Origin of the sequence: Mesorhizobium sp. M4B.F.Ca.ET.089.01.1.1 (assembly GCF_004022605.1) — a bacterium.
GTDB lineage: Bacteria > Pseudomonadota > Alphaproteobacteria > Rhizobiales > Rhizobiaceae > Mesorhizobium > Mesorhizobium abyssinicae.
This window is the reverse complement of the sequence record NZ_RZOS01000423.1, coordinates 1-4,866: the sequence shown is the minus strand read 5'-3', so window position 1 is coordinate 4,866 and position 4,866 is coordinate 1. Positions and strand designations below refer to the sequence as shown.

At 58.9% G+C, this 4,866-nt stretch carries 3 protein-coding genes; all 3 read right to left on the bottom strand.

Annotated elements, in window-relative coordinates; genetic code table 11:
- On the bottom strand, positions 1-499 hold a 499-nt coding region (locus tag EN780_RS27545; RefSeq protein ID WP_145971004.1), incomplete at its 3' end, for an AAA domain-containing protein.
- Positions 496-2,685 (bottom strand): hypothetical protein, encoded by a 2,190-nt coding sequence (locus EN780_RS27540; protein WP_128275875.1) that lies wholly within the window; start codon positions 2,683-2,685, stop codon positions 496-498. The genes EN780_RS27540 and EN780_RS27545, both read right to left, overlap by 4 nt.
- A gap of 1,361 nt (positions 2,686-4,046) precedes the next feature.
- Positions 4,047-4,866 (bottom strand): hypothetical protein (locus EN780_RS27530; protein ID WP_210215055.1); only part of this gene is annotated, 820 nt, incomplete at its 5' end.

The following is a 4,866-nucleotide window of genomic DNA, read 5'->3' as shown; positions in this document are numbered from 1 at the left end:
GCCCCCATACTGTCGTGCCCATCACCGCATAGTCTTCGGTTAACAGGTCAGCGGCGTTGTCCACTTCGAGATGCTCGACCCCCGCCGCCAAGGGTATCGAAGGTTCGCGTCCGACAAAGGCAATGCGGGGCGGTGCTTCCAATTGCAGGCAGCGCTTCGCGATCGCATCGACCAGGTTGATGATGGCATTTCGAGTGAAGGCGGAGACAAGAATGCGACATGGCGAGCCAGCACGGCGCCGGGCCTCGATATAGCCGGCCGCCATCCAGGCCAGCGCATGGGTCTTGCCGGTGCCGGGCGGGCCTAGAATAAGTCCGGCGCGGGCGGTCGAAAGCCCATGCCATGCCTCGATCTGCGCGCGGCGGAGGGGTTGGCCGGCCGCTTCGGTCAGCTGCTGTGCAACGTCCTCGAAGCCCGCTTCCCAGATGTCGGCATCGACCGGATCGCTCGCGAAATCGAGCGGATCACGCAGAAAGCGGAGGATGGCATCGGCGCTCATGGCTGGCTTCCGCTGCCCAGTTTGAGCAGATAATTCTGGATTCGCGGGCCGTTGATGTCCCGGTGGGTCTTGTCGATGCACCAGCCTTTAAGACCCGTCTTGCGCCGCAGGCTCGCCATCATAGAGGAGTCATATTGCTTGGCCGACATGCTAACAAACAATGATCCATAATCGCCATAGTTGAAGCGAATCTCGAGCGCTCGCCAAATGGCCGGGTTAAGCCGAAGATCAGGATCGTCGTCCGTCAAGATGAGGCCGATATCATCTGGTGAGATTTCAGCGTCCCGACTTTCGGGTGGGATAGAGAAGCGAAGCCAACGCCGGCCATCGGGATGCCGGCCTTCGCTTTCGAGTGTCAGACCGGCAAGGCACTCGCTGCGTTGCTGGCGAACGCGCGCCGGCTGGGCCAGCCGGACAAGTGTCTCGAGGAGTGCGCTACGTGAATCCAGCAGTTCATAGGCATGCAACAGGTCAAGATCGGCGGCGTTGAGCGGGTTGAGCGTCGACTGGAAGCGGAAAGGCTGCTTGTTGAGCCGCAGAAACGGCTGGGCGGCGGCCGCATTCTCGTGTGTCAGCCAGTCTACCAAGTCAGCGGTGGCCTCCAGCCGTTCTCGCACATCCAGCTCGACCTGCTCGGCTCGGATGGCGTCGCGCCGGCCTTCACGAAGTGATCGGATTACGTCCATCGCTAGTAAGGAGGAGAAATCGCGGCGGAAGGGCCCGGTCGGCTGATAAGCGGTGTCGATCCGTCCAGCTCTATACAGGCTTTCGGACACTTGTCGCAGGTCGTAGGAGACCTTGGAAGGTAGCGCGTAAAGCTGCTCGATCACCGATCGGACCGCAGTCGCCGGCAGATGATGCGCGCCCTTGAACTCAGGCTCCGGCACGACATCGTCAGGCGGAAACAGACGCACCGCGTGCAGCAACCCAGATCGAATCAGCGGGTCGTTCAAATGCCGACCGATCGCCGCCTGAATCGCTTTTGCCTCGGCTGGCTCGTAGATGAAGATGTGTGCCTGGATCTGATCATCGGAATCGGCCGCGGTATTGTGCGCATCGACATCGGCGAGGTCATTGATCAGACCGCCAAAGACGTCGAGTAGCGCCTGACGCTCAGCCTCGCCACTGCTCCGGTCAATTACCCGCACGATCGACTGGGGCTCACCGCCGCGGCGGGTATATGCGAGCGTGACGAGGTTCTCCTCAACCGCATCATGGTCAGCAAGCAGGTAAAAGGCGCGGTCGATCCGCGGCGGCATAAGGTAGCTCATCACATCGGGCAGTCGGCGGACTTCACCAGCTAGGATCGCTCCTGCGCGTGCGATGATCGTATCGCTACGGCGCTGTAGCGACCAACTCGTCGGGCCGTTGGCTCCGATGCCGGCGGCGGCCGCCAATTGGCCAACTGTGCGAAGGCCGCGGGCGCGCAGGGCCAGCTTTCCCTCGTGCGAGACACCGGGAACCGCGGAGACATCGTCGGCAGCAGGATCGGCGTGCTCAATCGATTTGCGGCAATGTCCGAGATAGTCGCATTGTTCGCACTTGAAATAGATGTGGAAGAAAGTCTCGTCGAAACCGGCGCTGACTCTTTTCGCGGCGATGCGCGGCACATCGCGGCGCAGGAATTCGTCCACCAGCCGGAGATAAGGTTTCAGCGGAAAAAGGGCTGGTTCGGTCAGGCCATCGATGATCCGCGTGCCGTTGCGAATATGCCAAACAGCGCCGGTCGGATCGACTTTTGCGTCGACGCCGAGATCGGCGAGCATGCCTTGGAGCAGCCTCGCATAGAAAGCAACTTGCGTCTTGTGAAATGGCGTCGAGTTCCTGGTCGCCTTGATATCGACGATACGGAAGACGGTGCCGTCGGGCCGCGCGTCACGAAACACTAGGTCGGCGTAGGAACGGTTGATCAGGATGTTATCGGGCAGATCGAGTTCGGCACGAAAGGATGGTCCCTGCTCGAGCCCCAACTGAGTTGCGACGTTCTGGCTGGTCTTTCCGCGCAGGAACGCAATGGTCTCGACCTGGCCAAGCCTGTCCTGGTCGGGCGCTGGCGCGAGCAGCGACTGCTCGGCGCGAACACGTGCGAGCACGCGTTCCTCGAACTTGTCGCCCTCGATAGCCCAGGCGGCGCCGCTTTCTTCCTTTGCGATAATAGCGCTGTCGCGCTCGAGACGCGTCATCATGTCGTAACGCGTCTTCCGCTCGCAGCGATATTGGACCCAAGATTTAACTGTAGAGCCCCTCAGCCCCGCCATTTGCCCCGCCATTTTTCGAATCGCCCGTGTCATACTCACAAGCCAAGTTTCCCAGCGCTATCACAAATCGTCCTAAGTCTCCTAACGCGGTGGCAACGCTTGGCACTATATCGAGGTGCTGCAACGGGTTGCTTGGCTGGGGCGGCTACTCACGGCCGGGCTGCCACGGCAGCCTGGCTGTACCGCGACCATCTCGTGCCTACATGTCGGCGCACAAAATTCCACGGGTGCGTCGGCGCACCCGTGGCCGCACTGAGCGTCTGTTCGCACTTTTTTGGTGTCATCCATAAGGCGCGTTCCATGCATGGGCACCTTTAAGAGACTACGTTGGTTAGCGAAGTGGGAGCGATGCCGTTGTTTCTGGTTCGCTCCTTCTCTGACCAGGAAGAATCAATTCTTCAAGGCGTGCCCTGCGCGGGCATCGTGACTCGTTCGCGCCGTGGATCGACGACGAGTCGCATCGGACGTGGCCGGGCGGCTGGTGCGAATTTCGCTTTATCCCCTCGATCCCCTCGGCTGAGTGGAGGACACGGTACCAAGCACGATTGTCGGTATCTCAGCGAAACTTGAGATTTGATAGTCGGGTTGCGCTAGTTCGGGATCAGTCTCCCAACGGGGCTTAAAGCCGCCAGGGAAATAGATTGTTGTAAGGCCCGCTTCCTTCGCAGGGCGGATGTCACGCTCAAGCTGATCGCCCACCATGTATCCGCGAGACGGCAATCCTTTCAGCAGTTGAATTCGCTCAAACAACCGCGGGTGCTTAGGTGCCTCTATAATGCGATCAATATACTTGTTAAGGTCATGTGCAGAAGCGGTTTGAGCAATCTTTTCCCTGTGACCCTCTGTAACGATGATAACGAGGCAACCCCCCGCATGGAGGATACTAAGCCCCTCAGCTACCCCAGGCCGAAGTGCGGGTAGACTGCCTATGGCAGATATGAATGACGTTTCGATGGATTCTGCCTGTGACTCCAACAGTTGTTCCTGATCACGTGCACCGGCCCAAGCTAGCCGCACAGCCCGGTCTGGCTGTATGCCACTCAAGACGAGGCCAATGGTGCGCGCCAACAAGCGCGGTGGATACCGCAGACCGGCGTGGTGACGCTCAGCAAGCATCTGATCAAGCACCCTGACGAAACCCAGTCTATCCTGAACGTGGGCCTGCCTGGAAACGGCCGCCTCCACCGCCTCAAGTAACGAGAGTTGTGCGCAGGCGAAAACGCGATCGGTATCCCAGAGCGTGTTGTCTGCATCGGCGAACAACACATTGGAATTTGCCGGTGGACCGTTCACTGCGGGGCGTCCTCATTCTCCACTACTGGATCGGTTGAGCCGTTGCGGTCAGGTACTTGAAACGGGGGCGCTGATTGCTCCTCTGTCTCGTGTTTGTCAGGCGTAGTCGACGGAACATTGTCGACCACTGAAGCCGCCGTGTCCGGTCGCGGCGCTGGCGCTACGAAGACATTCACAAGCCCAAGGAGAATCAACCAGAAAAATAGACTTCGTAGAGCGAATGCAAGGATGTCTTGCGCCGGTTCTAGGTAACGCACTTTGTCGGCTACCTTCGCAGCAATGAGGTAACTCTCGCCGATATAGTTGCGCAGGTAACGTATCGATAAATCATCTCTAGGTTGAAGTGAATCTGACGAGGGCGCTTTGGCTACGAACGATTCAGCCCATGCCGATGGCCGGACTGATATTATAGCCGGAAAGAAGAGGTGAGATTTTGGCTCGGCTAGTTCGCGCTTTGGATTGCTGGGGTCAGGATCGGGAAACTTGAAACGCGTGCGGGTAGCGTGAAAGATAACAAGCGCCCCACCGACCGCACTCAGAAGAAACAAGGAGAACGCAAGATAACTCGCCGCTATCAGCAGCGTTCGCCAATCCAAGATGGTCTGTAGGCTCAGGTCGGGCAGTGGATACGCTTGATTGAAACGTCCGAACAGCGCTCCCGAAAGCGCGCTGAGAAAAGTGGTGATTATCAAGAGGCGGGTTGCTTTTTGGTCTTGATACTCGGTCAGGCCCCTTACCTCGTCGAGTGACTCTCTCCCCCGTTCCAGCGCTGACTTCATGATATCGCTTGGCGTAGCAACTCTCGAACCGTTGCCA

Coding starts and splice junctions, on each gene's coding strand:
- EN780_RS27540 (WP_128275875.1), bottom strand. CDS start 2,685: ATGATGACGCGTCTCGAGCGCGACAGCGCTATTATCGCAAAGGAAGAA.